The sequence below is a fragment of the Gordonia sp. WA4-43 genome, from assembly GCF_020520305.1.
GTDB classification, from domain to species: Bacteria; Actinomycetota; Actinomycetes; order Mycobacteriales; family Mycobacteriaceae; genus Gordonia; species Gordonia hongkongensis.
In genome coordinates, this window is sequence record NZ_CP084736.1 from 1,420,470 (window position 1) to 1,446,969 (window position 26,500).

Below are 26,500 nucleotides of genomic sequence, written 5' to 3' on the forward strand. Positions count from 1 at the left end.
AGCCTTTGCGATCGCGCATCATCCGAACGCGGTCCGTCTACGAAGAAGACACGACGACCGAAGGAGTTCGACATGTCCGCAAGCGCCACCACCACCACCAAGGACGCCACCAAGGACGAGGCTGCCACCGTCGACGCGTCGCGCACCGACGCCACCGACGCCGCCGCCGGCCGTGCCCTCGCCCGCCGTGATTCGTCGGGCGACCGGGGACGCACCTCCATCGCCGACATCGTGGTCGCCAAGGTCGCCGGCATCGCCGCGCGCGAGATCGACGGTGTCCACGACCTGGGCGGCACCACCGAGCGCGTGGTCGGCCGGGTCCGCGACGTCCTGCCGGGCACGACGGTGAGCACAACCCAGGGCATCGAGGTCGAGGTCGGCGAGCGTCAGGCCGCCGTTGACGTCTCGATTGTGGCCGAGTACGGCGTCGCGATTCACCAACTCGCAGCCGCCATTCGACGCAATGTGGTCTCTGCGATCGAGCAGATGACGGGCCTCGAGGTCACCGAGGTCAACATCACCGTGCACGACATCGCGTTCGGCGACGACGAGCAGGAGTCGAACACCACGCCGCGGGTCCAGTGATGACGTCGGACCTCCCGGCGGCGCAGACCGACGACGGGGGCCCGCTGGCGGAACGCCTCGCCACCGCCGTCCTCGCCGTACCGGGCGTCCGTGACCTGCACAGCGGCCTGTTCGGGGAGATCGCCACGTATCTCCCCGGGCGTCGGGTCCCGGGCGTGTCCCTCGCCGACGACCACGGCGAGGTCCACATCGTCGTCGACGCCGCGTACGACCTCCACGGCACCGCCGCGCGGGTACGCGATGTCACCGAGGAGCTCGCCGCGAGACCCGTCACGGTGACCGTGGCAGACATCAGCGTCACCTCGACGCCGACTCCGACTCCGATTCCGAAAGATGGTGAACCGCAATGAACAACGCGATCGTGGGCCTGTTCGTCGGCCTGCTCCTCGCTCTGGCCGCCGTCGCCGGCGGGCTGGCCGGTTTCCTGTTGGCCGTCGTGCTGGGCGCCGCGGGACTCGTGCTGGGACTGAACCGGGACGGGGCCATCGATCTGGGGGCACTCCTGCGGAGCCGGGGTCGTGGCTGAGCACGAATCCGGCGGGCCCGCGCGGGATGCGCATCCGACCGCGGGTGACTCGCCGCCCGGCACGCTCACCGTCGCCGATCGCGTGATCGAGAAGATCGCGGCCCGAGCAGCTCTCGACATCCCGGGGGTCGTCCGCCATCGCGGTGGCGTCGGGTCGGTTCTGGGGGTCGTCGGTGAGCGGTCCTTTCCCGACGCGGCCGTTCATGCGGGCGGGGCCCGGATCACTCTGTCCCTCGCCCTCGAATGGCCGTGCGCGGTCGCCGAGGTGTCCCGCAGCACACGCGATCACGTCGCCGCCGAGGTCGAGCGACTCGCCGGGATCGTCCCGCTGCGCGTCGACGTGACGGTGTCCAAGTTCGAGCCACGACAAGCGATCCGACGCCTGCAGAAGGGTTACGTGGACCTGCCGCCGGTCGTCGACGAGCCCGAATACGACGACGTTGACGACCACGTTCACGACAACGACCCGCGCCCCGAAGACCCGGACAACACCGACGCACTCACTCCGACCATCAGCATCGACACGGGGGTACGACGATGACGCAGACCGCACCGGCACCGGATCTCGCACCTCACGAGCACGAACCCGATCCGGGGGACGTGTTCCCACCCGCCGCCCTCCCGGGCGCCGCGATCGCCGGCGCAGCGTTGGGGCTCACCCTCATCGCGCTCGGCGCGGCAGCCGTACGCGACATCGCCGTCGACGCCAACTGGCTGGACGGTCGCCCGTGGTCGGTGACCGCCGCGCAGTGGGTCGCAGAACTGCAGTGGCAGAACTGGATGTGGCCCGCCGCCATCGGGTTGATCGTGGTGGGCCTCGTTCTGCTGTGGATCGCGGTCAAGCCTCGTCGCCGGACCCACCTCGAACTCGCCGGTGGCGGGGGGATGTGGACCCGTCCCGGAGACGTCGCGCGACGCTGCAGCGCCGCCGTGTCCGACCTGCCCGGCGTACTCGACGCCGACACCGTGGTGACGCGACGGAAGGTGACCTGCACCGTCGGGGTGCGGAGGCAGGTCGTCGACCCCGCCCTCATCGACAGCACGGTCGCCGCCGTGGCGGCCGATCTCGCCTCGTCACCGCGGGTTGTGGTGCGCGTGCGCGATCGAGGACCGAGGAGCGTCCGATGAACCGTCTTCCCGCAACCGCACATCGACTGTCGATCGGACTCGTGGCACTGCTGCTCATCGCGGTCGGCGCCGCGGCCGTGGCCTCGCAGGTCGACGCCCAACCGGTGGCCGGGTGGGTCGACCGTCTCGACGAGCGTGCCGCTCTCGACGCCGCCCAGGCGTCTTGGTGGGTGTGGGTGTTGGCCGGCGTCACCGTGGTCGCGATCGGCTGGGGCCTGTTGTTGCTGGCCACCAACGTACGGCCCCGCGCAGTGGACGACGCCCTGCTCGACGGTTCCGATCAAACCGGAGCGCTCACCGTCGCACCGAAACTGATCGCGAACGCGGCAGCGACGGAACTGGCCGGCAACCCGCTGTTCCAGAAGGTGACCGCGAAGGCGATCGACGACCGGTCGCGCAGCATCATCCGACTCGAGGTGTCGGCGACGCCGAATCGCAGCTTCGACGAGATCACCGCGCCCGTCGCGGAGACCGTCACGGCCATCCGTACCGCGCTCGGCGACTCCGGAGTCCACGTCCAGGCTTTCATCCACCTCGACAGATGACACCGACACAGACCGACAGACCGCCTCGTCCGAGGCAGTCGTCCGAGAAAGAAATGAAAGGAAAGTCACGATGGGATTCAGCGACAAGGTCGGCAACAAGGCCGAGGACCTCTCCGGCAAGGCGAAGGAGACCGCCGGCGATGTGACCGGTGACGACCAGCTCAAGAGCGAGGGCAAGGGCGATCAGCTCTCCGCGGCCGTCAAAGACGGCGTGGAGAACGTGAAGGACGCCGCGTCGAACATCAAGGACAAGCTGACCGGCAAGTGATCATCGTCGCCGGCCCCACACCCCGGCCGGCGGCGACAGACGAATCCCGAAGGTGCTCAGCACCTTCGGGATTCGATCTGTTCGGGGCGAACCCGGACCGGTCACGTCCCCTTGACGTTGAGGATCTGCCGCAGGGTGTGCTCGATGTCCACCAGATCGACGGCGTCGGCCATGACCTGATCGATGTCCTTGTAAGCGTCCGGGATCTCGTCGACCCACTGCTCGCCGTGCCGGTACTCGATCCCCGTCATCCGGGCGGCGAGATCGTCGGCGGTGAACCGCCTCCGCGCCTCGCTCCGCGAGAACCGCCGGCCGGCACCGTGCGGCGCCGAGCACAGGCCCGCGGGATTTCCCCTGCCGCGCACCACATACGACCGTGTACCCATCGAACCCGGGATGACGCCCCGTACGCCCTCATGGGCGTCGATCGCACCCTTCCGGGTGAGCCAGACGTCTTGGCCCGCATGCGTCTCCCGCACGGTGTAGTTGTGGTGGCAGTTGATCCGGTCCACCTCCAAGGATCCCTTTCCCTCGGCGGCGCCACCAGAGGCGTTGTCTGCGAACCACTTCCCGAACACCTCGACGAAGCGGTCCATCATCTCCGCGCGGTTCTCGAACGCGAACCGCTGCGCCCAGGACAGATCCCGCAGGTAAGCGGTGAGTTCCGGGGTCCCCTGCGGCAGGTACGCGAGGTCGGCGTTCGACAGCTTGATCCACCACTGGCGGCACAATCGCTGCGCGATCTTGATGTGCTTCTGCGCGATCTTGTTGCCGACGCCCCGCGAACCCGAGTGCAGGAACAGCCACACCACGTCACCCTCGTCGAGGCACAGCTCGATGAAGTGGTTGCCACCGCCGAGCGAGCCCAGCTGCTCCCGCCACTTCGGCGAATGTGACAGGTCGACACCGTCTTTCGTCGCCTGTTCGGCGAGGGCATCAATGCGTGGCCGGGTGAACTCGAACCGGTCCAGACCGCGGTTGTAGTTGCCGGGCGACAGCGGGATCGCGTCCTCGATCGTCCTCCGCAGTCGCCCGAGGTCCATTCCGTCGATGTCCGCGGCGCGCAGGCGCGTCTGCACCGCGATCATGCCGCAGCCGATGTCGACGCCGACGGCCGCGGGAATCACCGCGCCGGTCGTCGGGATGACGGTGCCCACCGCGGAGCCCTTCCCGAAGTGGGCGTCGGGCATGAGGGCGACGTGCGGGTGCACGAACGGCAACCGGGCGGTCTCGGCCGCTTGGGTCAGGGTGTTGTCGTCCACGTGCGATGCGTAGTTCAGCACCTTGGGCGACACCTTGGTCGGCATGGAGTTCTTCCTCTCGTGTGCGCCCGCGTCGACGGGCTCGCCCATCACACCGTCGAATCCGCTCGGCGGCAACCCCTTTTCCACTCCGCGATGCCACTCGCCGCAAGGGGGCGGCACCCGTCGGCGACGATGAAGGATCTTTCATGTGCGACTCACGGAGACCTCATCGGGGTCCGTGACAGTGAGAACCGTTCCGCTCGGGACCACCGGCGGAACGATCACGACACCCGACGAAAGGTCTTCTCATGTCGCACTCCAACATCCTCTGCGCCCTCGCGCCGGCAGTTCCCGGCGCATGCCGTCCCCACGACACGTCCACGGACAACCGCCGACGCGCGCCCCGCCGTCCGCGTCGTCGCCCGCCGGTCACCACCACCGATTAAGCGGTGCGGCCCGATCTGTTCCCCCGAAGCAGATCGGGCCACCCGCCCGCCCGCTCTCGCAACCGCGAGCACGGCCACCACCACGAACCCGGATGGACATCTCCGTCATGCCCTCGCCGTCACCGTTCTTCGCGCTGCTACGACCGCGCGCCGACGATCAGCCCCTCGTCCAGCACTCCGCGACCCTGACCGTCCTGCAGATCTTCCGCACGTTCTGCCCGCGGTTGCGCACGCTCCGGTGGTGGCTCCTGCTCAGCCTGATGCTGTCGGTGATCCCCGCCGTGATCGCCGTCGCCGAGATCGCGCTGTTCGAGCGTCTCGTCGACGACGTGCTGGTGCCCGCGGACCTCGGCCCCTTCCCCTACATCGCGGCGATCTACGTCGGGCTCAACCTGCTGGCCGCGGTAGTCGACGGCGCCGACGACTATCTGGGTACCTGGATCTCCCAAAGATTCCTCACCACCTTGCGGCGCGAGGCGTTCGCGCACGTGTTGGCACTGCCCGCCCACCGACTCGACCATCTGCGGCTCGGCGACGTGATGAGCCGTCTCACCTCCGACATCGGCACGGTCGAGTCGTTCATGGTCCGCCACCTGACCTGGGGCTTCCGCCAGCTGGCGACCCTGATCATCTATGTGGCGGCCCTCCTCTGGATGGATCTCCTCCTCGCCCTGGCGGCGATGGTCGTCGTACCGCTGTTCTTCTGGGCCGCAACCCGATTCGCCGACTACACCAAGTCCGCATCACGCGAACGGCGGCGTCGGGCCGGGTCCCTCAGCGCGATCACCGAGGAACACCTCGCCAATGCCGCCCTCGTGCAGGGGTACAACCAGGAGTCGACGGCGATCGCGCGCTACGAGCGCCAGAATGTTGCCATCATGGACGCCGAGCTGGTCGCCAGCCGGGTCCGTGCCGTGTTCCTGCCGATGGTCGGCCTGTTCGAACTCCTCGGCGTCCTCGTGGTCATCGGGCTCGGCGTCTGGGCACTCGCCACCCAGCGGATGACCCTGGGCGAAGTCCTGGCGTTCCTGGCTCTGCTGGGGAGCTGCTATCGCCCGGTGCGCGACCTCGGCAACCTCCTGCCCTCGCTGTTCGCCGCGACCGCCGGCATCGAGCGGGTACAGGAACTGCTCGACGAGCCCACCATGGCCGATCCGCCCCACGCCGTCGCACTGCCGGCCGAGGCCGCGGGCGTCGCGCTCCGAAACGTCCACGCGCGCTATCCCAGCCGGGACGTCGACGCCGTGCGCGACCTCGACCTCACGATCGAACCCGGTGAACGCGTCGCAGTGGTCGGCGGCAGCGGGGCGGGCAAGACGACGTTGACCCGCCTGCTCGACGGTTCCCTGCAACCCCATTCGGGAACGGTTCGATTGGGCGACAACGATCTCGCTCTCGTGACGCGCGAGTCGATCCGCGCCTCGGTCGCCGTCGTCGCCCAGGAGATGTTGCTGTCCGACGCGACCGTCGCCGAGAACATCGCCTTCGGCGAACCCGGCGCCACCCGTGCGGACATCGTCGCGGCCGCTCGACGCGCCGACGCCCACGACTTCATCACCCGGCTCCCGGACGGGTACGACACCCGCATCGGACAGCGGGGCCGCACCCTGTCCGGCGGACAACGGCAACGGCTCAACGTGGCACGCGGACTTCTCCACGGTGGCGGATTGCTCATCCTCGACGAGCCGACCACCGGACTCGACCCGGCGGGCGCCCATCGCCTGATGCGCTCGCTGACCGAGCACCGGGATCGGAGTCTGTTGATCCTGACCCACGACCCGGTCGTCCTCGACCACGTCGATCGGGTGATCGAGCTGCCCGCCGTCGAATCCGTCGGCACCCGACTGATCACATCGGCGAGTGACGTTCAATGAGGCAACTGTCAGACCTGTTGCAGCGCAACGGCACCGACGACCCGACACCACGTTTCCCCGGTGTCGAACCACTTGCCCCGTTGGCCGTCGGCAAGCGCACCGTCACCTGGGACGCGTTCGACACCGACCGCCACACACGATGCGTCCTGAAGGTCATCCGACGGCATCGACGCCACGATGAGGAGGTCGCGGAGTCCGTCCGTCGGGAGGGACGCGCGCTCGCCGAACTCGCCCACCCGCATCTCGTGCGCGGCTACGGCATGCTCCCCCGGGACGAGTCGGGTCTGATCGGTTTCACCATGCAGACGATCCCCGGCGCCACCCTGGATGGGGTGATCGAGAACGGCCCGCTGAGTGTCGACGACGTGGTGCAGCTCGGCGTGCAGCTGTCATCCGCGCTGCGATACCTACACTGCCACAACTGGATTCACCTGGACGTGAAGCCCTCGAATATCATCGTGCACGGCGGGCAGGCGATCCTCATCGACCTCGGTCTGCTCGGCCGTCCCGGAGAGCGCCGAGACGGCTCGGGCACGCGCGGTTACCTGCCGCCCGAGCAGGCCGTCGACGTCGCCCTGACCCCGGCGGCGGATGTCTTCGCCCTGGGCGTCACGCTCTTCGAGACGCTGACGGGACGACGACCATACGGTGCGGTCCCGCCGTGGTCCGAACGGGGCATCCGACGCCTGCGCACTCTGCGTCGCCCGACGTCGGCCACGACGCGCGACTCCGGATTCCCGACGAACCGCGCCCTACCCGATGATCTGGGCGAACTGCTCGACCGGATGCTGGATCTCGAACCCGAGCAGCGACCGGGGATGGACTCCGTATGGCACCGACTCGACTCGATCGCGCGGGATGCGGAGAAGCGCCGACTCAGCCGATGACGCCGAGTGCCTTGTCCCAGACGGCGTTCTCGCGCACCTCGCCGGGACCGACCATGTCGGCGAAGACGATCGTGCCGTCCCGATCGACGAGAAAGGTCCCGCGGTTCGCGTAGCCGCGGTCCTCGTTGAACACCCCGTAGGCGCGCGCGGTGTCGCCGTGCGGCCAGAAGTCGGACAGCAGCGGGAACAGGAAACCCTGCGCGGCGGACCACACCTTGTGCGTGGGAGAGGGTCCGACCGAGATGGTCACCGTGGTCACGTCGTCGTTGTCGAAACGGGGCTGCTGGTCGCGGATGTAGCCGAGCTCGCCCTGGCAGGTACCGGTGAACGCGAGCGGGAAGAACACGACGAGCACGTTGCGGTCGGCTCGCAGGGTCGACAGCGACACGAGCTGGTTGTTCTGGTCGCGCAGGGCGAAATCCGGGGCCCGGTCACCGACGGTCAGGGGCGCAGAAGGCAGAGCACCGCTCATGCTTTCTTGCCCGCGCGGGCCTTGGGCTGGACCAGTCGGGCCGCCGACCAGTCACCGAGGCTGATGGCCGACGTCTGGGTGAGTCCCGCGGTCGGGGCCGCCTCGGCGATCTCACTCGGATCGACGTATCCGGACTTGCCGGTCTTCGGCGACAACACCCACACGAAACCGTCTTCGGCGAGCGGACCGATCGCATCCATGAGGGCGTCGACGAGGTCGCCGTCACCGTCGCGCCACCAGAGGACCACGACGTCGACGACGTCATCGGCATCCTCGTCGACCATCTCGGCGTCGATCGCGTCCTCGATGTCAGCGCGCAGTTCGTCGTCGGTGTCCTCGTCCCAGCCGAGTTCCTGCACGACCAAGCCTGCGGTCAAGCCCAGTTTCTGGGCGTTGCTACCGTCTGTGGCGGCTACCACCGCGCGTGACCTCCTGAAGATTCGTGGATCGTTCTGTGCGTCGTCTGTGGCGAATCCGCGTGCGCTCCCGCACGCCGTTCGCCTGTCAGCATAGGCAACAGCCTAGAGCCTCACATTGCAAGCCGAACGCCGTCAGGGATTTCGGGCGTTTCGCACCGGTTCCGTGACCGACCCGCCCGATCGTTACCCACAGCGGGGCGGAACAAACCGTACCCAGCGGCGCGAGGCGGACGGCGGCGTCAACCCCCGGGTCGCTCGGCCGACGTCGTGGCGGGAACCGACGGTCGAGGTGTGGCCGAGGACGTGGCCGGGAGCGGCGTGTAGGTACCGCACACATCGAGCAGGCGCTGTTTGGTGCGAGACCACTCGCTCGACACCGGGTTCAGGCCGACACGCAGTTCGCGACTGATCGCGTTCTCGAGGCGCGCGGTCGACGCGAGGAACGCCCGCGCCGGCGTGGAGACGTCCGCTGGCGACGTCTCGGTGATCTTGGGGCGGATCCCGTCGGCACCGGCGATGAGACTGGCACGTGCCTTCTCGTCGAGATCCCCGACCCCGGCGTAGGTCTGCGCCGCGTTCAGCCGGGCGACGAAGGCGTTGAACCCGCGGACCATCACGACCATCGACGCCATCGACTCGCGGCAGAGCTCGACACCCTCGGCACGCACCTCCGCGGCCGCCGAGGCGGACAGTTCGGAGCGGTACACCGCCACCTCGCCGGGCGCCGGCGCCCCCGCGCCATCGACGGTCGACGCGCACGCCCCCGACAGGGCCGCGCCGAGTGCGATCGTGGCCGCGGTCGCCGACCGGACGGCACGACCCCGGCGCCGCCCGTCGGCCGCGCCTCCTCGATCCGGCATCCACTCCCCCTACTGGTCAGTAACCGTTTCTGGACGCTACCGCATCACGCCGATCGGGACACGCGACACCGATCCACCCGGTGCCAAGCCACCCCACATGGGGCACGATGAGGGTAGGCGCCGCACCACATCGGAGTGCGGTGCCGACGCCATGCGGTCGGACCACCACCCCGAGTTCGGCCTGTCAGAGGGAGTAGGCATCACCGTGACCAACCAGATGGACCAAGCGACACAGGACGTCTCGCCGAGCGCCGCCGGGAACACCGGCCCCCGCTCGAACGGACGTGCCGCCGGACAACGAGTCCGGGTCATCCGTGAAGGAGTCGCGTCCTATCTGCCAGACATCGACCCCGACGAGACCGACGAGTGGCTCGACTCGTTCGACGCCCTCCTCGACGCCGCGGGCCCTGGTCGCGCCCGGTACCTGATGTTGCGTCTGCTCGAACGCGCCGGCGAGAAGCGGGTGTCGATCCCCGCGCTCACCTCCACCGACTACGTCAACACCATCCCCACCGAGGCCGAACCCTGGTTCCCCGGTGACGAGGACGTCGAACGCCGATTCCGCCAGATGATCCGGTGGAACGCCGCGATCATGGTGCACCGCGCACAGCGCCCGGGCGTCGGCGTGGGCGGCCACATCTCCACCTACGCCTCGTCGGCGTCGCTGTACGAGGTCGGCTTCAACCACTTCTTCCGCGGCAAGGACCATTCCGGCGGCGGCGACCACATCTTCATCCAGGGCCACGCCTCCCCGGGCATCTATGCCCGCGCCTACCTCGAGGGCCGCATCGACGAGGCCCGCATGGACGGGTTCCGGCAGGAGCACAGCCACGCCGGCGAGGGCGGCGGCCTGCCGTCGTACCCGCACCCGCGACTGATGCCGGACTTCTGGGAGTTCCCGACGGTGTCGATGGGCATCGGCCCCATGAATGCCGTCTACCAGGCGCGGTTCAACCACTACCTGCACGACCGCGGCATCAAGGACACCTCCGACCAGCACGTGTGGGCCTTCCTCGGCGACGGCGAGATGGACGAGCCGGAATCGCGCGGCTTCGCGAGCTTCGCGGCCACCGAGGGCCTCGACAACCTGACCTTCGTCATCAACTGCAACCTGCAGCGTCTCGACGGCCCGGTGCGCGGCAACGGCAAGATCATCCAGGAGCTCGAGTCGTTCTTCCGCGGCGCGGGCTGGAACGTCATCAAGGTCATCTGGGGCCGCGAGTGGGACTCGTTGCTGCACGCCGACCGTGACGGCGCGCTGGTCAACCTGATGAACACCACGCCCGACGGCGACTTCCAGACCTACAAGGCCAACGACGGCGCGTTCGTCCGCGAGCACTTCTTCAACCGCGACCCGCGCACGAAGGAACTCGTCAAGGACCTCTCCGACGCCGACATCTGGAACCTCAAGCGCGGCGGTCACGACTACCGCAAGATCCACGCCGCCTACGCGTCGGCGATGACCCACAAGGGCCAGCCGACGGTGATCCTGGCCCACACCATCAAGGGCTACACGCTGGGCAAGCACTTCGAGGGCCGCAACGCGACGCACCAGATGAAGAAGCTGACGCTCGACGATCTGAAGGCCTTCCGCGACAGCACTCGCATCCCGATCTCCGACGAGCAGCTCGAGAAGGACCCGTACCTGCCGCCGTACTACCACCCCGGCACGGACTCGCCGGAGCTGCAGTACATGCTCGACCGGCGCAAGACCCTCGGCGGCTTCCTGCCGAGCCGGCGGACCAAGGCGAAGGTGCTGAAGGCCGACATGAGTTCGGCACTGAAGGCCACCGCGAAGGGCTCGGGCAAGCAGCAGGTCGCGACCACCATGGCGCTCGTGCGCGTCTTCAAGGATCTGTTGCGCGACAAGGAGGTCGGCAAGCGGATCGTGCCGATCATCCCGGACGAGGCGCGGACCTTCGGTATGGACTCCTGGTTCCCGACCCTCAAGATCTACAACCGCAACGGACAGCTCTACACCTCGGTCGACGCCGAACTGATGCTCGCCTACAAGGAGAGCCCGGAGGGTCAGATCCTGCACGAGGGCATCAACGAGGCCGGGTCGGCAGCCAGCTTCGCCGCGGTCGGCACGTCGTACTCGACCCACGACGAGCCGATGATCCCGCTGTACATCTTCTATTCGATGTTCGGCTTCCAGCGCACCGGTGACAGCTTCTGGGCCGCCGCCGACCAGATGGCGCGCGGTTTCATCATCGGCGCGACCGCGGGCCGCACCACGCTGACCGGTGAGGGCCTGCAGCACGCCGACGGGCATTCGCCGCTGCTGGCCGCGACCAACCCCGCCGTCGTCTCCTACGATCCGGCCTTCGCCTATGAACTCGGCCACATCGTCGAGAGCGGTATGGAGCGCATGTTCGGCGAGGACCCGGAGAACGTCTTCTACTACCTGACCGTCTACAACGAGCCGATCAGTCAGCCGGCGAAGCCTGAGGGACTCGACCCGACCGGCATCGTCAAGGGTGCGTACCGGTTCCAGAAGGCGCCGGAGGGCAAGGAACACCCGGCCAACATCCTCGTGTCCGGTGTGACCATGCCCGACGCACTGCGCGCCGCCGACATGCTCGCGGAGGAATGGAACGTCGGCGCCGACGTCTACTCGGTCACGTCGTGGAGCGAGCTCGCCCGGGACGGGATCCGCGCCGACCGCGAGGTACTGCGTGATCCGGCCGCCGAGCCGGCACCGGCGTACCTGACCGAGCTGCTCGCCGACGCCGCCGGCCCGTTCGTCGGTGTCAGCGACTACATGCGCGGAGTGCAGGAGCAGATCCGGGCATACCTCCCGGGCACCTACCTCACGCTGGGGACGGACGGGTTCGGGTTCTCCGACACGCGCCCGGCGGCGCGACGGTTCTTCAACGTCGACGCCGAGTCCATCGTCGTCGCGGTGCTCGTCGCGCTCGCCCGGGACGGCAACATCGAGATGTCGGTGGCCAAGCAGGCCGCCGACAGGTACCGGATCGACGACGTCTCGGCCGCACCCGAGCAGACCAGCGATCCGGGAGTCGCCTGACCGGTCGCGCCGACGGACACGGCCTCCACTCGCCCTCGGCCGGGGAACCCACCCCGGCCGAGGGGCTAGATTGAGGTCGTGTCCGATGCGCGCGTGAACAGGAAGCAGCCACCGGCTGACGTGTTCGGTGAGCGGGGCGCGCACGTACCGGCCCCCGCCACCGTGCACGACGCGCTGCCGGACACTCTTCTCCGGCGGGTCAAGCAGTACAGCGGCCGACTCGCCACCGAGGCGGTCCATTCGATGCAGGACCAGCTGCCCTATTTCTCCGACCTCGACGCCGCGCAACGCGCGAGTGTGCAACTCGTCGTGCAGACCGCGGTGGTCAACTTCGTCGAGTGGATCCAGGACCCCGAGGGCAACGTGAAGTTCACGGTCCAGGCCTTCCAGGTGGTCCCGCAGGACCTCGCCCGCCGCATCACGCTGCTGCAGACCGTCGAGATGGTCCGCGTGGCCATGGAGTTCTTCGAGAAGTGGCTGCCGCTCCTCGCCCGCAACGATGCCCAGCTCCGTGCGCTGACCGAGTCGGTGCTGCGCTACGGACGCGAGATCGGTTTCGCCGCGGCAGCGATCTACGCCTCGGCCGCGGAGTCACGCGGGGCGTGGGACTCCCGGCTCGAGGCCCTCGTCGTCGACGCGGTGGTCCGCGGCGACACCGGGCCACAATTGCTCTCTCGCGCAGCGGCGCTCAACTGGGACTCGGATGCGCCGGCCACCGTGATAGTCGGGACGCCGCCCCCGGAACAGAACGTGTCGGTGCCACTGGCGATCCACAACACGGCCAAGTCCTTCGACCGGTCGGCCCTGTCGGTGGTGCAGGGTTCGGTGCTGGTGGCCATCGTGAGCGGTCCCGCCCGTCCGACCGAGAAGTTCGTCGGCGCACTGCTCTCCCACTTCGCCGACGGTCCGGTGGTGATCGGTCCGACCATGCCGAACCTCGGCAGCGCGCACTCGAGTGCCACCGAGGCCATGGCCGGGATCGAGGCGGTGGCCGGCTGGCCGAGCGCACCGCGGCCGGTCCACAGTCTCGAACTGCTACCCGAGCGCGCGCTCAACGGCGACGAGTCAGCGATGACCGCTTTGATCGAATCCCTCGTCCAGCCGCTCGCCGAGGGCGGTGCGACGCTGAGCACCACTCTCGAGGCCTACCTCGACTCCGGCGGCTCGGTCGAGTCCTGCGCCCGAATTCTGTACATCCATCCAAATACGGTTCGCTACCGACTGAAGAAAATTTCGGAAATCACAGGACGTGACCCAACTAACCCGCGCGATGCCTACGTTCTGAGGGTCGCGTCGACGGTGGGTCGACTGACACACTTCCGGCACAAATCGCCAACATCTGCCACATGAGTCACACGGGTTTCATGTCCGATTCACCGTTTGTGCTGATAGGAGCCTTAAGAACACGGTTCGGTAACAAATCTCAGACTGATGACGAACCAGGTGACCTCTAGGTCTCCTTTGTGGGAACCCCACAAAAGCCCGCGACAAGCTTCATGCTTCTCCACACCCACATCCCCCGGGTAAAGGGTGTTCTCTGGTCACGTGCTTTCGATGCTTGCTCCCGGACAGGGATCTCAGACACCCGGCATGCTCACGCCATGGCTCGAATTGCCGGGCGCGCGTGACCAGATCGCCACCTGGTCCAAACAGACCCGTCTGGACCTCGAACGCCTCGGCACCACCGCCACGGCGGAGGAGATCACCGACACCGCCGTGACCCAGCCGCTCGTCGTCGTCGCCGCACTGCTGGCCTACGACGAGGTGCGCAAGCACGGTGAACTGCCCGCCGACGCCGTGGTCGCCGGCCACTCGGTCGGCGAACTCGCCGCCGCCGCGATCACCGGTGTCATCTCGGCCGACGAGGCCGTCACGCTGGCCGCGCTGCGCGGCTCGGAGATGGCGAAGGCGTGTGCCCTGCAGCCCACGACCATGGCCGCGGTCCTCGGGGGCGACGAGGCGGCCGTCCTCGCACGTCTCGACGAACTCGATCTCGTCCCCGCCAACCGCAACGCCGCCGGGCAGATCGTCGCCGCCGGCGCGGTCGCGCAGATCGACGAGCTGATCGCCTCGCCGCCGGAGAAGGCCCGGATCCGCAAGCTCGCGGTCGCCGGCGCGTTCCACACGCACTTCATGGCCCCGGCGCAGGACGCCGTCGCCGCAGCCGCCGCCCGCATCACGCCCGCCGATCCCACCCGGACCCTGCTGTCGAACTCCGACGGACAGCCGGTCACGAACGGCGCCGACGCGCTGGCCAAGCTGGTGGGACAGGTGACCAGGCCGGTCCGCTGGGATCTGTGCTCGGCGTACCTGCGAGACCACTCGGCACACGCCCTGGTGGAACTGCCCCCGGCAGGGACGCTGGTGGGCATCGCGAAGCGCGAGCTCAAGGGCACCCCCGCGCTGGCGCTCAAGGAGCCCGGCGACATCGCGAAGATCACCGAACTTGGATAGCGGTCGCGGGTAGTCCGCGACCCCCGGAACGTCGGCCTCAACGTCGGCGTGTCCAAGCGCGCGGACTTCTCCGTCCGTGCTGCGCTCCGGAAATCTCACATCCACGTAGGAAGACGAAAGGGAACCACACAGTGGCTGCCACCCAGGAACAACTCATTGCCGGCATCGCCGAGATCATCGAGGAAGTCACCGGCATCGAGCCGTCCGAGGTGACCCTCGAGAAGTCGTTCGTCGACGACCTCGACATCGACTCGCTGTCCATGGTCGAGATCGCGGTCCAGACCGAGGACAAGTACGGCGTCAAGATCCCCGACGAGGATCTGGCCGGCCTGCGCACTGTCGGTGACGCGGTCGCCTACATCCAGAAGCTCGAGAGCGAGAACCCCGAGGCCGCAGCTGCCATCAAGGCGCAGGTCGAGGCAGACGAGGCCTGATGACCCCCTCTTCCCTCCGCGAGTACTCCACGCTGGGTGGGAACTTCCCGAGTGTGGTGGTCACCTCCATGGTGGCCACCACCTCGTTGGGTGGGGATCTCGACTCGACCTGGAAGAACCTGCTGGCCGGCGAATCGGGCATCCGTGAGCTGACCGACGACTTCATCACCAAGTACAACCTCCCGGTGCGCATCGGTGGTCGTCTCCTCCAGGATCCCGCCGAGGAGGTCACGCGCATCGAATCCCGGCGGATGGCCTACGTCGAGCGCATCTCCCACGTCATGAGCAAGCGCCTCTGGGCGCAGGCCGGCGAACCCGACGTCGACAAGGACCGCCTCGCGGTCGTCATCGGCACCGGTCAGGGTGGCGCCGACGCGATGGTCGACGCAGTCCAGGCCATGGAGGGCACCGGCAACTACCGCAAGGTGTCCCCGCTCGCCGTCTCGATGGCGATGCCGAACGGACCGGCGGCCGTCGCGGGACTCAACGTCGGCGCACGCGCCGGCGTGATCACTCCCGTCTCGGCCTGTTCGTCGGGCGCCGAGGCCATCGCGCACGCCTGGCGGCACATCGTCATGGGTGACGCCGACATGGTCGTCACCGGCGGCGTCGAGGGTCACATCGACGCGGTGCCGATCGCCGCGTTCTCGATGATGCGGGCGATGAGCACCCGTAACGAGGACCCCGCAGCGGCTTCGCGACCGTTCGACAAGGATCGCGACGGTTTCGTTTTCGGCGAGGGTTCGGCGATGCTGATCCTCGAACGCGAGGAACACGCCCGCGCACGCGGTGCACACATCCACGCCCGCCTGCTCGGTACCGGCATCACCTCCGACGGATTCCACCTCGTCGCCCCCGACCCGAGTGGTCAGGGCAACGCGCGGGCCATGACACGGGCCCTGCAGACCGCTGGTCTGCAGCGCTCCGACATCACCCACATCAACGCGCACGCGACGTCGACCCCCATCGGCGACACCGCCGAGGCCGCGGGCATCCTCGCCGCCATCGGACAGCATGCTGCGGTGTACGCGCCGAAGTCCGCGCTCGGACACTCCATCGGTGCGGTCGGGGCGCTCGAGTCGGTCCTGACGATCAAGAGCGTCGAGGAAGGCGTCATCCCGCCGACCCTCAACCTCGAGAACCTGGACCCGGAATGCGACATCGACGTCGTGCACGGTGAACCCCGGTACGGGCAGATCGATTACGCGATCAACAACTCGTTCGGTTTCGGTGGGCACAACGTGGCGCTCGCCTTCGGTCGCTACTGAGAATCACCGCCACACCCCCCGACACCCAGGAGACATCGATGACGACCTTGGCTCCCGTTGCCGGCCGCGAAGAAGCCGCCGATCCCCGCGACCCGCTGTTGCGGCTGACCAACTTCTTCGACGAAGGCACGATGTCGCTGCTCCATCCGCGCGACAAGTCGGGCGTCCAGGCCGCCGTCGGTCTGGTGCACGGGGTCCGTACGGTCTCCTACTGCACCGACGGCACCGTCATGGGCGGCGCCATGGGTGTCGTGGGGTGTGCGCACATCGTCAACGCCATCGACACCGCCATCACCGAACAGGCGCCGGTCATCGGCATCTGGCACTCGGGTGGCGCCCGCCTCGCCGAGGGTGTCGAGGCGTTGCACGCGGTGGGTCAGGTCTTCGAGGCGATGGTGCGTGCCTCGGGCTACATCCCGCAGATCTCGGTGGTCGTCGGCTTCGCCGCCGGCGGCGCCGCCTACGGCCCGGCGCTCACCGACGTCGTGATCATGGCGCCGGCCGGCCGGGTCTTCGTGACCGGCCCGGACGTCGTCAAGAGCGTCACCGGCGAAGAAGTGGACATGGAGTCGCTGGGCGGCCCGACCACCCACGGCAAGAAGTCCGGTGTCTGTCACATCGTCGCCGACTCCGAGCCCGACGCGCTGTGGCGCGCACGGCGTCTGGTGTCGACGTTCACCCAGCAGGGACATTTCGACCGCGAACACGCGCGGGCCGGCGACACCGACCTCAAGGCCTTGCTGCCGGAGTCGAATCGGCGCGCCTACGACGTCCACCCGGTCGTCGAGCAGTTGCTCGACTCCGGTGTCGCGGCCGACGGCGAGACCCAGATCTCGAGTTTCGAAGAGCTGCAAGCCAAATGGGCGCCGAACATCGTCGTCGGCTTCGGCCGGTTGTCCGGACGCAGCGTGGGGATCATCGCGAACAACCCGCTGCGGATGGGCGGCTGCCTCAACTCCGAGAGCGCGGAGAAGGCATCGCGTTTCGTCCGCCTCTGCGATGCCTTCGGCATCCCGCTCATCGTCATCACCGATGTGCCGGGTTACTTGCCCGGCGTCGGCCAGGAGTGGAACGGCGTCGTCCGCCGCGGCGCGAAGCTCTTGCACGCGTTCGCCGAGGCCTCGGTCCCCCGGGTCACGCTGGTGACCCGGAAGATCTACGGCGGCGCCTACATCGCGATGAACTCGCGTGCGCTCGGCGCCACCGCGGTGTTCGCCTGGCCGGGCTCCGAGGTCGCCGTGATGGGCGCGAAGGCCGCGGTGGGCATCCTGCACAAGAAAGCTCTCGCCGCAGCGCCCGACGACGAGCGTGAGGCCCTGCACGACCGTCTCGCCGCCGAGCACGAGGCGATCGCCGGCGGTGTCGGCCGCGCACAGTCCATTGGCGTGGTCGACGAGATCATCGACCCGGCGCACACTCGCAGCATCATCGCCGAGGCGCTCGCCGCGGCACCCGCGCGCCGCGGTCGCCACAAGAACATCCCGCTCTGACGCGTCGCACAGACGACGAAAGTGCCCCGGTCCACGAGGACCGGGGCACTTCTCGTTGTAGTTCGTCCCCCTGCTAACCCACCCGCTGCTGCAACCAGGTGACCTCGGCGCCGGCACCGCCCATGCGGTACTGCTCGAGCGCGTTGTCCCACGCGGTTCCGAGCGCGCCTTCGAGTTCACCGGCGAGACCGGCGCTGTCGGGCTGCGATTCGATCATCGAACGCAACTGGTTCTCGCCGATGATGACGTCGCCGTTGGCGCTCGCGGAGCCGCGCCAGAGGCCGAGTCCCGGGACGTAGCAGAACCGTTCACCGTCGACACCCTCGCTGGGGTTCTCGGTCACCTCGAAACGCAGCGCCGACCACTCCCGCAGCGCCGTCACCAGACGAGCCGCGGTACCGACCGGACCCGCCCAGTCGACAGTGGCACGCTGCATGCCGGGTTCGGCATCCTGTGCCGACCATTTCAGGTTGGCGCGCGCATTCAGGGTCGACGACAGAGCCCACTCCACATGCGGGCACAGCGCCACCGGCGCCGAGTGGATGTAGACCACTCCTGTTGTCATGTCCGCAAACTGATTCAGATTGCGCACCTTGTTCACCTCCGTTGTCGACGAGGAACGTCTTCCCCAACACACCTCGCGACAGCGGATATCACATTCGTAGGGTCAATTGTGCCCCATGATGCACGTGTTGCGCTAGTTTCTCCTGCGAGAAAAATTCAGTTCTGTGACGAGAGTTCATCAACGACGCGATCGTTGAACTCGCTCCACAGCGGCTTCGCCCATGGTCCGAAGAGCCGATCCGTCAGCACGACGCAGGCCGCGTCGAGCGCCGGATCCACCCAGAGGAACGTGCCGGCCTGACCGAAGTGCCCGAACGTCCGCGGGGAGTTCCTCGTCCCGGTCCAGTGCGGCGACTTCTCGGACCTGATCTCGAAGCCGATCCCCCAGTCGTTGGGACGGTGCTTGCCGTACCCGGGGACGAATCCGTCGAGTCCGGGGAACCGCACCGACGTCAGCGTCCCGAAGGTCTCCGGCGCCAGCAGGCGCGGATCCAGCAACTCGCGGGCAAAGGCCGCCAAATCCGCCACGCTCGAGCGGGCGGCATGCCCGGCCGGCCCGTAGAGCGTCGTCGACGACATCTCCAGCGGCGCGCACACGGCTTCGGAGAGATAGCGGCCGAACTCGATACCGGTCGCCTCGGCCACGACCTCGGAGGCCACCTCGAAGCCCGCGCTCGAGTAGATCCGCTGCTCCCCCGGCGGGGCCTCGACCTCGCGGGTGTCGTAGGCCAGGCCGGACGCGTGCGAAAGCAGGTGGGCAAGGGTCGACCCCGACGGCCCGGCCGGGTCGTCCAGCTCGACGGCTCCCTCCTCGACGGCGACGAGCACCGCGTAGGCCACCAGCGGCTTCGTGACCGAGGCGAGCTCGAAGACGCGAGCGGGGTCGCCGAACTGGTCGGCGACCCCGTCGCGGGTGATGATCGCCGCCGACACGTGGTCGACGGGCCATTCCGTCAGAGAATCAAGGACAGACACATCGGGTCACGTTACCCGGGTGCTCACCAGTCCTCTTCGGTGTAGCGGATGACTCCGCGGATGTTCTTGCCGTCCAACATGTCCTGGTAGCCCTCATTGATCTGGTCCAGACGGTACTGCCGGGTGATCATGTCGGCGATGTTGAGCTTGCCGATCTTGTACATCGACAGCAGCTGTGGGATGTCGAGCTTCGGGTTGGCACCGCCGAAGATCGAACCCTGCAGATTCTTCTGGAGCAGGGTCAGCATGGCGAGATTGAGGTTGACATCGCTCTCGAGCATGTTGCCCATACCGGTCAGGACGCAGGTGCCACCCTTGGCGGTGATACCCATCCACAGGTCGACGTCCTTGCCGTGGACCTCGCCGACCGTGACGATCACCTTCTGGCACATGCCGCCGTGAGTGGTCTCCGCGATCGCCGTGGCCGCCTCTTCGACCGTGGCGAAGGCCGCGGTGGCCCCGAACTTGAGCGCCTGCTCCCGCTTCCACTCCACCGGGTCGATGGCGAACAGGTTGCGGGCGCCGGAGATGACCGCGCCCTGTAGGGCCGCGGTACCCACGCCGCCGACACCCACGATCGCGACGTCCTCCCCCGGTCGTACGTCGCCGCTGCGGGTCGACGAGCCGTAACCGGTGGGGATGCCACAGCCGCAGAGCGCCGCGACCTCGAACGGGATGTCCTTGTCGATCTTCACCGCCGAGGCCTCGTGCACGACCATGTACGGCGCGAAGGTGCCCAGCAGCGTCATCGGGTAGACGTTCTCGCCGGCGGCGGTCTGGATCCGGAAGGTGTTGTCCGACACCGCCTCGCCCTGCAGCAGCATGGCGCCGAAGTCGCACAGGTTGGCCATTCCCGACTGACACGACGGACACTTGCCGCACGACGGGATGAACGACAGCACGACGTGGTCGCCGACCTCGAAGTCGGTGACTCCTTCACCGACCTCGGCCACGACGCCCGCACCCTCGTGACCACCGAGGATCGGGAACCCGGCCATCGGGATGCCACCGGTCATCAGGTGATGATCGGAGTGGCACATGCCGGCGGCTTCCATCTTGATCTTGATCTCGTGGGCCTTGGGATCGCCGATCTCGATGTCCTCGATCGCCCACGGCTTGTTGTGCTCCCGCAGCAATGCACCCTTTGTCTTCACTGAACTCCTCCGTTCGAACCCGGCGACGTCTCGCACCGGGAGGATCTACTCACTCCGACGGTTGCCGCCATGACGTGACAGTAGTCACTCAACCACAAAATTGGAACGTGTTCTAGTGCGTGTTTCTTGGCGCGTCGATGCCGGCGGTGGTCGGGACGGACGAGACCACGACGACCTGGGCGCGAGTGCTCGCGCCCAGGTCGGAGGGTGTCGACGTCGCCGAGGTGTCCGACGACGGTGGATACGACGGCGTCAGTCGGCCAGGCCGGCGTCCTTGCTGCCGTAGCTCTGGCGCAGGGTCGGCTTGACGACCTTGCCACCGGCGTTGCGCGGCAACTCGTCGACGATGACGATGTCCTTCGGATGCTTGAACCGCGCGAGGTTCTCGTTGAGGTACGGCTCGAGGTCGGCGAGCGTCAGGTCCTCGACGCCTTCGGCGAGCACGATCACCGCGACCGGCACCTCACCCCACTTCTCGTGTGCGCGACCGATGATCGCCGCCTCGGTGATGCTCGGATGACCGAAGAGGACGTTCTCGACCTCGGCGCAGTAGATGTTCTCGCCACCGGAGATGATCATGTCCTTGGCGCGGTCGACGACGTAGAGGAAGCCCTCCTCATCGGCCCGGACCAGGTCACCGGAGTGGAACCAGCCGCCGGCGAAGGCGTCGGCGGTGCCCTGCTCGTTCTGCCAGTACCCCTTCATCATGTTCGGACCGCGGTAGACGATCTCGCCGACCTCACCCTGCGCGACGTCGTTGCCCTCGGGGTCGACGATGCGCGCGGTCACGGCCGGGACGACCTTTCCGATGGAGCCGATCTTGCGCAGGGCATCCTTGCCCTCGAGTACGCAGGTGATCGGCGACATCTCGCTCTGTCCGAAAACGGCGACGTTGAGCGCCTCCGGGAAAGTCTCGTTCATCGCGTTCAGGACGGTGTCCGACGCCGGGGCCGCACCCCAGCTGATCACGCGCAGCTTGAGATCACGCGGCTTGGCCTGCTGCGCGGCACAGACGGCCTGCCACTGTGCGGGCACCAGGAAGATCGAGGTGGTGCCCTCGCGCTCGATGGTGTCCAGCATGTGGTCGGGGTCGAACGCGCCGAGCGGATGGATCACCGAGAGGGCGCCCATGTAGAACAGCGGCGCCATGGCGCCGAGGCCGGCGATGTGGAACATCGGGGCAACACACGAGCCGATGTCGTCGGAACGGGTCTGCAGGGCCTGCAGACAGGTGACCGCCTGCGCCTGCATGTTCGTGTGGGTGAGCATGGCGCCCTTGGGTTTTCCGGTCGTGCCCGAGGTGTACATGATCAGCGCGACGGTCTCCTCGGGAACGTCTATCTCCTCGAGATCCGACGAATCCTCGGCGACGAGCGCCTCGTAGTCGAGGTGATTGTCCTTGTCCGAACCGCCGACCACGATGGTGTGCTCGATCGCTCCGGTGGAGGCGCCCGCGGCGTCGGCCAGCGGGGCGAGCAGGGTCTCGGTGACGATCACCTTCGCGCCGCTGTCGTTGACGAGAAACGCGACCTCGGCCGGGCTCATCCGGATGTTCACCGGAACGGGGATGGCACCGATCAGGTTCGCACCCAGAACCGCTTCGACGTACTCCGAGCGGTTGAGCAGGACGGTCAGCACACGATCGCCGAACTGCACGCCGCGGCGGCTCAGTGCGGCCGCGAAGGCGCGGCTGCTCTCGTCGAGTTCCTTCCAGGTGGTGATGTTGCCCAGGAACTTCAGCGCCGGCTTGTCCGGGGTCATGAAGGCGTGGCGGCGGATCTGGTTGTTCCAGTGGTTGCGGCGCGAACGCAGCGGCTCGGTGGCCAGGTCGCTGAAGGTGTCGACGGTCGCGGTCATACGATCGGTCTCCTCGTTGTCTCTCTGGTGGTGATGGGGTCGGGAACGGTTGGGGTACAGCGATTCCGACGTGTCGCGGCGCTCACTTGGAGGCGCCGGCGAACGCGGTGATGGCCGCCTGGAACTCCGGGGACTGGAGCAGTTCGGTCTGGCCGTCGAGTTCTCGTTCGATCGCGGCCTCGAAACCGGACATCGTGTGCGCGTCGAGAGCAGCCTTCGTGAGCCGGAGCGCGGTAGCGCTCTTACCCGCGAGCTTGCCGGCGACCTTGCCGACCACCTCGTCGAGCGCGGCACGATCCTCGACGACGCCGTTGACGAGTCCGGCGTCGAGAGCCTCTGCGGCACGCAGCTTCTCACCGAGCAGCGCCAGCTCGTTGGCACGCACGCGACCGACGGCCGTCGCGAACGACATCGAGGCGGCGCCGTCGGGCATGAGACCGATGTTGACGAACGCGAGCAGGAAATACGACCTGGCCGTCGTATAGATGAGGTCGGCACCGAGTGCGAGCGACGCACCGATCCCCGCGGCTGCACCGTCGACGGAGGCGATCACCGGGACCGGGACCGAACGCACGGCCCGGATGAGATCAGAACCTCCGGAGATGATCTGACGCGCCTGCGTCGGAGTGAACCCGGAGGCGCCGCCCGCGGTCGACTGTTCGGCGAAGCCCCGGACATCGGCGCCCGCACTGAAACTGCCGCCCGCGCCGTCGATCACGATCACGCGGACGTCGTCGCGAGTCGACCACTCCGCCAACGTGTCCTCGATCGCCTGATGGGCCCCGCCGTCGAGGGCGTTCATCCGTTCCGGACGAGAAATCGTCAGGCGCCCGATCCCGGAGTCGTCCACCGATGTGATGACTCCGCCGCGCGTGATCTCTTCGCTCACTGCTCTCCCCACTCCAGGCCGGCTTCTCGGTAGACACAGCCCCCCGCATCTGTGCCATCGCCTAGATTACTACCATAATGCGACGCAGATCACGAGAATCTCGGTTAACTTATCAGATCCGCAAGCCGGTCTCTCCTGCGGTTTTGCCGGTCGATGCCGAAATCTGTCACGAGAACGCGGTCTCCGGATAGGCTCTGTCGTCATGACCGCACGTCCGCAGACGTCGCGCCCGGACACCGGCGCCCGGCGTCGTCGTCCCGCCGACCGGCGACGCATGATCGTCGACGCCGCGGCGAAGGCCTTCAGCGACGGCGGGTACCACGCGGTGCGGCTCGACGACATCGCCGACGCCGTCGGCATCTCCACCCCGGCGCTGTACCGGCATTTCCCGAACAAGTACGCACTGTTCGCCGAGACCACCGCCGAGCTCGCGACCGGCCTGCGCGACGTTCTCGACACCGTCCCGGAGGGGTCGCCCGAGGAGTTGCCCGCACTCCTCGAGGCGATCACCGCCACCTCGTTCGACAATCGTCGCCGCGGTGGGCTGTACCGGTGGGAGTCGCGCTACCTCGAGCCCGCCGACGCCGCGATCGTCCGCGATGTCGTCGTCCACCAGCATCGTCGTGTGCGTGCCGCCGCCCGCCGGCTGCGCCCGTCGCTGACCGATCTCGACGCCAATCTCGTTGCCGCCGCAATGATCAGCGTCGCGGCGAGTCCGACAACGCATCGCGCCTCGTTGCCGGCCCGCGAGGCGACGGCGTTGATGTCGGCCGCCGCGATCGGCCTGCTCGAAGTCGAGCTGCCAGAGCCGACCGACCCCGAGCCGCCGTCGGTGACCGGACTCGCCCCGGCCGCCAAGCGCGAGGTCATCCTGACCGAAGCGATCGAGCTGTTCGCCGCCCGCGGGTTCCGGGACGTGACGATCGAGGACATCGCACACGCGGCCGACCTGCCGGCATCAGGCGTGTACCGCCACTTCCCCAGCAAGGTCGCCATTCTCGAGGCCTCGTTCTGGCGCGCGACCGACCGGGTCACGTCGGCCATCTCCGACGCGCTGGCGGCGTCGACCACGCCCCGCGAGGCGATCGCCGCGATGGTCGCCTCGTACATCCGGTTATCATCCAGCGCAACCGATCTCATCGCGATCTACGAGACCGAGATCGGGCACACGACTCCACAGGCACGCGAGGAACTACGCAACCAGCAGCGGATCACCGTGGACGAGTTCGCCACCTGGCTCACCCGCGTCCGCGACGAGCTGTCGCTCTCGCAGGCGCGGTTCCTCGTACACGCTTCCCTGAACGTGGTCACCGACCTGTCGCGTCAGTCCCTACCGCCCTCCCCCGACCGGATCGACGCACTGGCGATGCGGATTCTGTTGCACGGCTGACTATCTGATGACCGGCAAGCACGCCGAACCTCGCTCCCTGATCCGAAAGAACTGCAGAACCCGAGAGACGTGCTGTGCCACTGCTCCCTGAGGTGCGAGCGAAGCGAGCCACGAAGGGCTTCGCAACGTGTCTCACCAGGCCCTTCGTGGCTCGTCGCTAACGCTCCTCGCACCTAGTAATAGCTGGAAGGGCTTTGGTAACTGGGACATCCTCCTGATGTGGTCATAAGGGGCTTGGTTATCCCAACCACAAAAGGAGGATGTCAATGTCTAAGGCTAGTCGTTTGAGTCGAGGTGACAAGCGTCGGAACGATCGGTTGACCCGGTTCCGGGGGATCGTGCGCCGCGACCACGCGGTCGCAGCGATCGATCTGGCATCGAACAAACAAGTCGTCGCGGTGGTCGATCACGACTCCCGCATCGTGGCGCGCCGCACGTTTCACTGCGCGCCACCACAGTTGGCCACCGCGATCGAGTGGAGCCGTACCGCCGCTGCTGCTGCGGGGTTTGCCGGCATCGTCATCGCGTGTGAACCGACCGGGCATCGCTGGAAAACAGTCCGAGACCTCACCGCTGCGGTCGGGGTGCAGATGGTGTGCGTGCAACCGATCGCCGTCTCTCGCGCCCGGGAGACCGAAGACTTCACCCACGACAAATCCGACGACAAAGACGCCCTGCTGATCGCACGGTTGACCACCCAACTCCACCTCTACCTACCCGAACACGCCGACGAGCAATGGAGCAGGCTACGCCACCTCGGTGTGCGCCGATCCCAGCAACTCACCCGCCGTAGCGCAGCCCAACAACAAGCCCGCGATCTGCTCGAGAGCAGCTGGCCAGAAGCGCTCGACTGCGCCGGGCAGCCGTTCAAATCGGTGACCTGGCTGGCCGCGATGGCCGTCATCGGCGCTGACCCGACACCCCTGACCGCCCAGAGCAGCCGCGACCAGGCGGTGGCGTGGCTACGGGAGCAGGTGCGCGCCGAGCTGCCCCGCTGGGGTGGGCGTCGGGTCACCACCCGCATCCTGGTCGCACTCGTCGACGCCGCCTTCGCGACCGAGACCACGATCACCGGCGAGGCTGGTGCGTTGGAACGGGCCCGCTACGCTCTCGACGATTTCGGGCACGCCCGCACCGCCTGCGAGCAGGTCGAACACCTCATGATCGAGGTCCTCACCGGGCTGGGCCTACGCGCCCTCGCCGAGTCCATCCCGGGGGTTTCGGCGGTCTCGGTCGCGGCGATCCTCGCCGAAACCGGGGACCTGACCCGCTTCGATTCCGCACGCGCGGTGGTCAAACACGCCGGACTGTGCCCGCGGGAGAACTCCTCCGGCAACTACCGCGGCACCACCCGCATCAGCGGGCGTGGCCGGCCCTTGTTGCGGGTCGCCGCCTGGCGGGCGGCATTCGCCGCGCTCACCCACAACGAGGTCTACGCCGCCCGCTACCGCCACCTGACCAGCCGAGACACCAACCAGCTCAACCCCAACCAGGCCCGGGTCGCGATCGCTGCCGCCCTATTGCGGCAACTGTTCGTCGTCATCACCACCAACACTGCCTGGAACCCCGACATCGCTGCCGGCCGTACCCGACCCGCCGAAAGGACCGCCGCCTGACCCCTAAACCCTCCGGCCGGGACAAGCTCGCTGCGCCTTGGGCACCCAAGCCCGACCCTGAGCCTGAGCAGTCCCCACCCCCGGCGCGAACCAAGCTCGAATGAAGGCTGTTGGGTAGCAACCC

The 26,500-nt window shown here is 67.8% G+C and carries 26 protein-coding genes; 17 read left to right on the top strand and 9 right to left on the bottom strand.

What is annotated here, in order from left to right:
* Positions 1 to 72 precede the first annotated feature (72 nt).
* From LEL84_RS06360 to LEL84_RS06390, 7 genes are all read left to right on the top strand, one after another.
* A complete protein-coding gene (locus LEL84_RS06360; protein ID WP_226513595.1) occupies positions 73 to 585 on the top strand; it encodes an Asp23/Gls24 family envelope stress response protein in 513 nt (170 codons plus the stop codon).
* Positions 585 to 935 (top strand): hypothetical protein, encoded by a 351-nt coding sequence (locus LEL84_RS06365; RefSeq protein ID WP_226513596.1) that lies wholly within the window; start codon positions 585 to 587, stop codon positions 933 to 935. Before LEL84_RS06360 ends, LEL84_RS06365 begins: the two co-directional genes overlap by 1 nt.
* Positions 932 to 1,111: a DUF2273 domain-containing protein gene (locus LEL84_RS06370; protein WP_226513597.1), complete on the top strand. Its 180-nt coding sequence runs from the start codon at positions 932 to 934 to the stop codon at positions 1,109 to 1,111. Before LEL84_RS06365 ends, LEL84_RS06370 begins: the two co-directional genes overlap by 4 nt.
* Complete coding sequence (locus tag LEL84_RS06375; RefSeq protein ID WP_226513598.1) at positions 1,104 to 1,652, top strand: Asp23/Gls24 family envelope stress response protein; 549 nt, start codon at positions 1,104 to 1,106, stop codon at positions 1,650 to 1,652. The genes LEL84_RS06370 and LEL84_RS06375 overlap by 8 nt, the downstream gene beginning before the upstream one ends.
* Positions 1,649 to 2,239 carry a DUF6286 domain-containing protein gene (locus LEL84_RS06380; protein WP_226513599.1) on the top strand — a complete coding sequence of 197 codons (591 nt, stop codon included), beginning with the start codon at positions 1,649 to 1,651 and terminating at the stop codon, positions 2,237 to 2,239. The genes LEL84_RS06375 and LEL84_RS06380 overlap by 4 nt, the downstream gene beginning before the upstream one ends.
* Entirely contained in the window at positions 2,236 to 2,784 is a 549-nt protein-coding gene (locus LEL84_RS06385) for an alkaline shock response membrane anchor protein AmaP (RefSeq protein ID WP_226513600.1), read from the top strand. Before LEL84_RS06380 ends, LEL84_RS06385 begins: the two co-directional genes overlap by 4 nt.
* A gap of 70 nt (positions 2,785 to 2,854) precedes the next feature.
* Positions 2,855 to 3,052 (top strand): CsbD family protein, encoded by a 198-nt coding sequence (locus LEL84_RS06390; RefSeq protein ID WP_226513601.1) that lies wholly within the window; start codon positions 2,855 to 2,857, stop codon positions 3,050 to 3,052.
* Positions 3,053 to 3,153: 101 nt separating this feature from the next.
* Here LEL84_RS06390 and LEL84_RS06395 read toward each other — a convergent pair whose 3' ends face one another.
* Positions 3,154 to 4,359 (bottom strand): RtcB family protein, encoded by a 1,206-nt coding sequence (locus LEL84_RS06395; protein ID WP_226513602.1) that lies wholly within the window; start codon positions 4,357 to 4,359, stop codon positions 3,154 to 3,156.
* A 475-nt stretch (positions 4,360 to 4,834) separates the two neighbouring features.
* Here LEL84_RS06395 and LEL84_RS06400 point away from each other — a divergent pair, with 475 nt between their 5' ends.
* Positions 4,835 to 6,616, top strand: coding sequence for an ABC transporter ATP-binding protein (locus LEL84_RS06400; protein WP_226513603.1), 1,782 nt, complete (start codon positions 4,835 to 4,837; stop codon positions 6,614 to 6,616).
* Positions 6,613 to 7,503, top strand: coding sequence for a serine/threonine-protein kinase (locus tag LEL84_RS06405; RefSeq protein WP_226513604.1), 891 nt, complete (start codon positions 6,613 to 6,615; stop codon positions 7,501 to 7,503). The genes LEL84_RS06400 and LEL84_RS06405 overlap by 4 nt, the downstream gene beginning before the upstream one ends.
* Here the strand turns inward: LEL84_RS06405 and LEL84_RS06410 are convergent.
* The 3 genes from LEL84_RS06410 to LEL84_RS06420 form a co-directional block, all read right to left on the bottom strand.
* Positions 7,493 to 7,975, bottom strand: a complete 483-nt coding sequence (locus LEL84_RS06410) for a peroxiredoxin (protein WP_068971527.1) — start codon at positions 7,973 to 7,975, stop codon at positions 7,493 to 7,495. The two genes, LEL84_RS06405 and LEL84_RS06410, sit on opposite strands and share 11 nt — an antisense overlap.
* On the bottom strand, positions 7,972 to 8,394 hold the full coding sequence (locus tag LEL84_RS06415) for a DUF3052 domain-containing protein (RefSeq protein ID WP_058252048.1): 423 nt from the start codon (positions 8,392 to 8,394) through the stop codon (positions 7,972 to 7,974). Before LEL84_RS06415 ends, LEL84_RS06410 begins: the two co-directional genes overlap by 4 nt.
* 239 nt (positions 8,395 to 8,633) lie before the next feature.
* Positions 8,634 to 9,254 carry a hypothetical protein gene (locus LEL84_RS06420; RefSeq protein ID WP_226513605.1) on the bottom strand — a complete coding sequence of 207 codons (621 nt, stop codon included), beginning with the start codon at positions 9,252 to 9,254 and terminating at the stop codon, positions 8,634 to 8,636.
* 151 nt (positions 9,255 to 9,405) lie between these two features.
* Here LEL84_RS06420 and aceE point away from each other — a divergent pair, with 151 nt between their 5' ends.
* The 6 genes from aceE to LEL84_RS06450 all read left to right on the top strand — a co-directional run bounded on the left by aceE (position 9,406) and on the right by LEL84_RS06450 (position 17,931).
* The gene (aceE, locus tag LEL84_RS06425; protein ID WP_226514260.1) at positions 9,406 to 12,285 is read left to right on the top strand and encodes a pyruvate dehydrogenase (acetyl-transferring), homodimeric type; all 2,880 of its coding nucleotides are present in this window, start codon (positions 9,406 to 9,408) and stop codon (positions 12,283 to 12,285) included.
* A 78-nt stretch (positions 12,286 to 12,363) separates the two neighbouring features.
* On the top strand, positions 12,364 to 13,635 hold the full coding sequence (locus LEL84_RS06430) for a PucR family transcriptional regulator (protein ID WP_065630086.1): 1,272 nt from the start codon (positions 12,364 to 12,366) through the stop codon (positions 13,633 to 13,635).
* Positions 13,636 to 13,830: 195 nt separating this feature from the next.
* Positions 13,831 to 14,739 carry an ACP S-malonyltransferase gene (locus LEL84_RS06435; protein WP_137810264.1) on the top strand — a complete coding sequence of 303 codons (909 nt, stop codon included), beginning with the start codon at positions 13,831 to 13,833 and terminating at the stop codon, positions 14,737 to 14,739.
* Between the two features lie 131 nt (positions 14,740 to 14,870).
* Positions 14,871 to 15,173, top strand: coding sequence for a meromycolate extension acyl carrier protein AcpM (gene acpM / locus LEL84_RS06440; RefSeq protein WP_058252053.1), 303 nt, complete (start codon positions 14,871 to 14,873; stop codon positions 15,171 to 15,173).
* Positions 15,173 to 16,441, top strand: a complete 1,269-nt coding sequence (locus LEL84_RS06445; protein ID WP_065630088.1) for a KasA/KasB family beta-ketoacyl-ACP synthase — start codon at positions 15,173 to 15,175, stop codon at positions 16,439 to 16,441. The genes acpM and LEL84_RS06445 overlap by 1 nt, the downstream gene beginning before the upstream one ends.
* 38 nt (positions 16,442 to 16,479) lie before the next feature.
* Positions 16,480 to 17,931, top strand: a complete 1,452-nt coding sequence (locus tag LEL84_RS06450) for an acyl-CoA carboxylase subunit beta (RefSeq protein WP_058252055.1) — start codon at positions 16,480 to 16,482, stop codon at positions 17,929 to 17,931.
* A gap of 73 nt (positions 17,932 to 18,004) precedes the next feature.
* Here LEL84_RS06450 and LEL84_RS06455 read toward each other — a convergent pair whose 3' ends face one another.
* The 5 genes from LEL84_RS06455 to LEL84_RS06475 form a co-directional block, all read right to left on the bottom strand.
* Entirely contained in the window at positions 18,005 to 18,523 is a 519-nt protein-coding gene (locus tag LEL84_RS06455) for a DUF3145 domain-containing protein (protein WP_226513606.1), read from the bottom strand.
* Between the two features lie 128 nt (positions 18,524 to 18,651).
* A complete protein-coding gene (locus LEL84_RS06460) occupies positions 18,652 to 19,470 on the bottom strand; it encodes a serine hydrolase domain-containing protein (protein WP_226513607.1) in 819 nt (272 codons plus the stop codon).
* 23 nt (positions 19,471 to 19,493) lie between these two features.
* The gene (locus tag LEL84_RS06465) at positions 19,494 to 20,624 is read right to left on the bottom strand and encodes an NDMA-dependent alcohol dehydrogenase (protein WP_226513608.1); all 1,131 of its coding nucleotides are present in this window, start codon (positions 20,622 to 20,624) and stop codon (positions 19,494 to 19,496) included.
* Between the two features lie 252 nt (positions 20,625 to 20,876).
* Positions 20,877 to 22,481, bottom strand: a complete 1,605-nt coding sequence (fadD5, locus tag LEL84_RS06470; RefSeq protein WP_226513609.1) for a fatty-acid--CoA ligase FadD5 — start codon at positions 22,479 to 22,481, stop codon at positions 20,877 to 20,879.
* A gap of 82 nt (positions 22,482 to 22,563) precedes the next feature.
* Positions 22,564 to 23,370, bottom strand: a complete 807-nt coding sequence (locus LEL84_RS06475) for an enoyl-CoA hydratase-related protein (protein WP_226513610.1) — start codon at positions 23,368 to 23,370, stop codon at positions 22,564 to 22,566.
* 202 nt (positions 23,371 to 23,572) lie between these two features.
* Here LEL84_RS06475 and LEL84_RS06480 point away from each other — a divergent pair, with 202 nt between their 5' ends.
* Positions 23,573 to 24,760, top strand: coding sequence for a TetR/AcrR family transcriptional regulator (locus tag LEL84_RS06480; protein WP_226513611.1), 1,188 nt, complete (start codon positions 23,573 to 23,575; stop codon positions 24,758 to 24,760).
* 266 nt (positions 24,761 to 25,026) lie between these two features.
* Positions 25,027 to 26,376, top strand: a complete 1,350-nt coding sequence (locus LEL84_RS06485) for an IS110 family transposase (protein ID WP_226513612.1) — start codon at positions 25,027 to 25,029, stop codon at positions 26,374 to 26,376.
* Positions 26,377 to 26,500 lie beyond the last annotated feature (124 nt).

Bases quoted from the DNA above. Each gene is read 5' to 3' on its own strand.
- LEL84_RS06360 (WP_226513595.1), top strand. From the start codon at position 73: ATGTCCGCAAGCGCCACCACCACCACCAAGGACGCCACCAAGGACGAG.
- LEL84_RS06365 (WP_226513596.1), top strand. From the start codon at position 585: ATGACGTCGGACCTCCCGGCGGCGCAGACCGACGACGGGGGCCCGCTG.
- LEL84_RS06370 (WP_226513597.1), top strand. From the start codon at position 932: ATGAACAACGCGATCGTGGGCCTGTTCGTCGGCCTGCTCCTCGCTCTG.
- LEL84_RS06380 (WP_226513599.1), top strand. From the start codon at position 1,649: ATGACGCAGACCGCACCGGCACCGGATCTCGCACCTCACGAGCACGAA.
- LEL84_RS06385 (WP_226513600.1), top strand. From the start codon at position 2,236: ATGAACCGTCTTCCCGCAACCGCACATCGACTGTCGATCGGACTCGTG.
- LEL84_RS06390 (WP_226513601.1), top strand. From the start codon at position 2,855: ATGGGATTCAGCGACAAGGTCGGCAACAAGGCCGAGGACCTCTCCGGC.
- LEL84_RS06395 (WP_226513602.1), bottom strand. From the start codon at position 4,359: ATGCCGACCAAGGTGTCGCCCAAGGTGCTGAACTACGCATCGCACGTG.
- LEL84_RS06400 (WP_226513603.1), top strand. From the start codon at position 4,835: ATGGACATCTCCGTCATGCCCTCGCCGTCACCGTTCTTCGCGCTGCTA.
- LEL84_RS06405 (WP_226513604.1), top strand. From the start codon at position 6,613: ATGAGGCAACTGTCAGACCTGTTGCAGCGCAACGGCACCGACGACCCG.
- LEL84_RS06410 (WP_068971527.1), bottom strand. From the start codon at position 7,975: ATGAGCGGTGCTCTGCCTTCTGCGCCCCTGACCGTCGGTGACCGGGCC.
- LEL84_RS06420 (WP_226513605.1), bottom strand. From the start codon at position 9,254: ATGCCGGATCGAGGAGGCGCGGCCGACGGGCGGCGCCGGGGTCGTGCC.
- aceE (WP_226514260.1), top strand. From the start codon at position 9,406: ATGCGGTCGGACCACCACCCCGAGTTCGGCCTGTCAGAGGGAGTAGGC.
- LEL84_RS06445 (WP_065630088.1), top strand. From the start codon at position 15,173: ATGACCCCCTCTTCCCTCCGCGAGTACTCCACGCTGGGTGGGAACTTC.
- LEL84_RS06450 (WP_058252055.1), top strand. From the start codon at position 16,480: ATGACGACCTTGGCTCCCGTTGCCGGCCGCGAAGAAGCCGCCGATCCC.
- fadD5 (WP_226513609.1), bottom strand. From the start codon at position 22,481: ATGACCGCGACCGTCGACACCTTCAGCGACCTGGCCACCGAGCCGCTG.
- LEL84_RS06480 (WP_226513611.1), top strand. From the start codon at position 23,573: ATGACCGCACGTCCGCAGACGTCGCGCCCGGACACCGGCGCCCGGCGT.
- LEL84_RS06485 (WP_226513612.1), top strand. From the start codon at position 25,027: ATGTCTAAGGCTAGTCGTTTGAGTCGAGGTGACAAGCGTCGGAACGAT.